Source organism: Deltaproteobacteria bacterium (assembly GCA_016219225.1).
Taxonomy (GTDB): Bacteria; Desulfobacterota; RBG-13-43-22; order RBG-13-43-22; family RBG-13-43-22; genus RBG-13-43-22.
Genome location: JACRBX010000024.1, coordinates 1 through 3853, shown reverse-complemented (window position 1 = coordinate 3853; position 3853 = coordinate 1). Strand labels below are relative to the sequence as shown.

Genomic DNA, 3853 nt, shown 5'->3' with positions numbered 1-3853 from the left:
TTTATGGCCCACACGGCCGCTGCGGCAACGGTCTTTCCCATCCTGATGGCCATCTATTCTTTGTATGGAGAAGGAGATAAACCGACCAAGTTTGGTAAGGCCCTTTTTGTCGGAATGGCCTACAGCGCCGGGGCCGGAAGTATTGCCACTATGCTGGGATCGGCCAGGGCGCCGGCCGGGGTAGGAATGTTTAAAGAATTTACTGGGGTGGATATTACCTTTTTCGAACTTTCCAAGTATTTGTTCCCGGTAGCCTGGATCATGGTCTTTTTGATCTGGGTGATGATTCTGATCTTTTTTAAGCCGGAAAAGCCTCGGATCGAAGGTTTGAAAAAAAAGGCCCAGGACCTGTACCAGCAGCTCGGGCCGATGACCGGCAAGGAAATTTTCGTTATCGTCTGTGTCATCGGGGTGGTGGTCGTCATGACCCTCCAATCCTTCATACCGGCCATGAAGTTTCTGGACCGCTCGGCCCTTATCCTGGTGGCAGGCCTTTTATTTTTTCTCACCAGGCTCTTAACGGTCAAGGAGTTGGAAGAGATCCCCTGGAACATCATCTTTTTGTTCAGCGGGGCCATGAGTATCGGTTTTTGTCTCTGGCAGGTCGGAACGGCCCAATGGTTGGCCGTACACTGGCTGACCATGTTCAAGGAAGCCCACTGGCTGGTCTTTGTCATGAGCATCGCCACCTTCGTCTTGATTATGACCAACTTCATTATGAATGTGGCGGCCATTGCCATTTCTCTGCCGGTGGCCCTGGTGATCGCCAAATACCTGGGCGTCACCCCGGAAGTAGTCTTTTATGCGGCCCTGACCACGGCCGGTATGCCCTTTATCCTGTTGATCGGGGCGGCACCCAATGCCATGGCTTACGAGTCCAAACAATTCACCACCGGTGAGTTTTTTGGGGCCGGTATCCCGGCCAGCATCGTTTTATTGATCGTCTTGGCCCTGGCCATATTGACTATCTGGCCTTTGTTGGGAATGCCGATTTTGGTTAAATAAAAGCAGGCAAGGGGCAATAGGCGAGAGGCAATAGGCAGGAGAAAAACAAAAACTGATCCAAGATATTTGAAATTTTGGAATCCTCCACTTCTATCCTCTCCCTGACGAGGGAGATAGAGGCGGGAGGAAAATAAAAGGGACATAAAAATGAAAAGATCCTTTCTTTTTTTCTTAATGCTGTTTTCCATAATCATCGGTTTATCGGCTGCTGTTCCGGCAGCCGAAACCCCGAAAACATCCGGACCTTCCGATATCCTGATCGTTGCCGGTACAGTCAATAATGTCCAGGGCAAAGCGGTCAAAGAGGTGGGGCTGCATTTTTTTCTGAATGGGAACAAGGTTGAATTAGAGGAAGAAACGACCACCTCAAAAGCCGGACGTTATGAGGCCGAACTCAAGTTTCCTTCCGGGACCCTTCCGGCTGCCAAGGTCGAGATGGAAGCCCGAAAACCTTCCTATAAAACCTCGGACAAAGTCCTGCTGGACAAGGTAGTTAAGGAAAAGGTCGATGAAAAAGGGAATACCTATTATCTGGCCCACCAGGGAATCAGCCTGAAGAGGGCCATATCCCCGGCCTTCTGGATCGCCACCCTGGTCTTGCTCCTGGTATATATTTTGATTGCCTTTGAGGTGATGCATAGAACCCTGGCGGCCATGCTGGGAGCCGCCCTCTTGCTCTTCATTACCTATACGGCCGGGACCTTTAATCCGGATTATACCATCCTGTCTTTCGAGGATGCCATGCATGCCATGGATATGAATGTCATCTTCCTGCTCATGGCCATGATGATCATTGTCGGGGTTATGAAAAAGACTGGCGTCTTCCAATGGATGGCCTATAAATCCTTTCAATTGGCCAAGGGTAATGTCTTTGCCCTGGCAGCCATCCTGATGTTCATTACGGCCTTTACCTCGGCCTTTCTGGACAACGTGACCACCATGCTCCTGGTCATTCCGGTGACCATTGAAATTGCCGTGACCCTGAAAATAAACCCCATCACCCTGCTCATGCCAGAGGTCTTCGCCTCCAACGTGGGCGGCACGGCGACCCTCATTGGGGACCCGCCCAATATCATGATCGGCTCCTACGCCAAACTGAGTTTTGTTGATTTTGTGAGCAACCTGACCTTGATCTGCTTAATTTCCCTGGTCGTGACGATTGTCTATTTTATCTACTGGTATAAAAAAGACTATCTGAAGGCCCAGGTGGGAGATGTTTCCAAAATGATCTCTCTTCTGAAGGAAGAATATAAAATTACCAATAAAAGGTTGCTTATTTATTGCGGGATCATGCTGGGCATCACCATCTTTCTTTTCATTATCCACGGGGCCCTGCACATGGAGCCGAGTATTGCGGCCATGATCGGGGCGGCCGTATTGATGGTGATCAGTAAAGTGGATATTGTCGAGATGCTGGAACATGAGATCGAATGGCCGACCCTGATCTTTTTCATGATGCTCTTTATCGTGGTGGCCGGTGCCGAGGAAACCGGGCTGATCCAGATTATCGCTGACTGGGTCAAGAACGTCTCCGGCGGCTCCCTGGTGGTGGCCATCCTGATGATCCTCTGGGTTTCGGCCATCGCTTCGGCCATTATCGACAACATTCCCTTCACAGCCACCATGCTGCCTATTGTAGCTTATCTGACCCAGGTCATTCCCGGGGCCCAAACCGGGGTCCTCTGGTGGGCACTGGCCCTGGGCGCCTGTCTTGGCGGCAACGGGACCATGATCGGGGCCAGCGCCAATGTGGTCACCGTCGGCATGGCCGAACGGGCCGGTTACCCGATTTCTTTTATGTACTATATGAAGGCCGCCTTTATCCCGATGATCATAACGATTATCCTTTGTTCCTTCTGGCTGCTTTTGGTAGAAATGTAACCCGATTGGGATTTCGGATTGCGGATTTCGGAATGTTGAATCCATGATCTCAGGGGCACCACGAATCATGAAAATATTTATTGGGGGCTATGGGCGATAGGTGATGGGCAAGGTTATACGGGTTTATGGGTTTTTATTCGCCTATTGCCTATAGCCTCGTGCCTATAGCCTGAATTTTTCTATTTTCGAACTAAAGGAATTCACTATGGCTTATAAAGCAATCGTCTGCGGCGTAACCGGATCGGAGCATTCCCAGAAAGCCGCCCTGGAGGCGGCCCGCCTGGCAAAAGAAAATGGGGCGGCCCTGATATACGTCTATGCCGTGGATACCACCTTTTTAAAAGGGATGACCGTGGAGCTGACCCCTGATTTTGCCCTGAAAACCCTGGAACATTTAGGGGGCCATATTCTGGAACGGGCCGAAGCCCTATCCTTGGCGGAAGGAGTTACTCCCAAAAAAATTTTAAGACCAGGGGCCATTCTTGAAGTCTTAAAACAGGTGCTTTCCGAAGAAGGGGCCGACCTTTTGATTATCGGCCACGAAGAGCGTTCTTTCTTTGAAAAGGTCCTGTTTAATGGAGCGGTGGAAGACCATGTTCAGGAATTAATAAACCAGACCGGGGTTTCCGTCCAGGTGATAAAATAATAAGAATCCAGAATTCTGAATTCCAAAATTTCGTATCAGTTTAGCTTTTTGAAAAACAATTTTCACCGCAGAGCCGCAAAGGGCGCAAAGAGGGAATAAATTTTCCTTTCTGTTGAGAGGACAGAAAGGAAAAATCTTTCGCAACCCTTCGGCCGGCTTCCAAACGGAACCCTTTGTTTTAGATCGACGAAGTCGACCGCATAATTATTTGGTCGGAGGCCAGGGATGTTTTGTTCAATCCCGCCTCTCACGGGATTGAACAAAGATGTTTCTCTCTGCGTTCTTCGCGTCTTTGCGGTGAAAAAAATACTCTTTTCAAAC

Annotated in this window: 3 protein-coding genes; all 3 read left to right on the top strand. The window is 49.6% G+C overall.

Features of this window, described 5'->3' with window-relative positions; translation table 11 throughout:
- The coding region (locus tag HY879_01725) for an anion permease (protein ID MBI5602055.1) at nt 1-1005 on the top strand (1005 nt) is incomplete at its 5' end.
- Between the two features lie 147 nt (nt 1006-1152).
- Nucleotides 1153-2886: an ArsB/NhaD family transporter gene (locus tag HY879_01720; GenBank protein ID MBI5602054.1), complete on the top strand. Its 1734-nt coding sequence runs from the start codon at nt 1153-1155 to the stop codon at nt 2884-2886.
- Nucleotides 2887-3091: 205 nt separating this feature from the next.
- Nucleotides 3092-3532: a universal stress protein gene (locus tag HY879_01715; GenBank protein ID MBI5602053.1), complete on the top strand. Its 441-nt coding sequence runs from the start codon at nt 3092-3094 to the stop codon at nt 3530-3532.
- Nucleotides 3533-3853 lie beyond the last annotated feature (321 nt).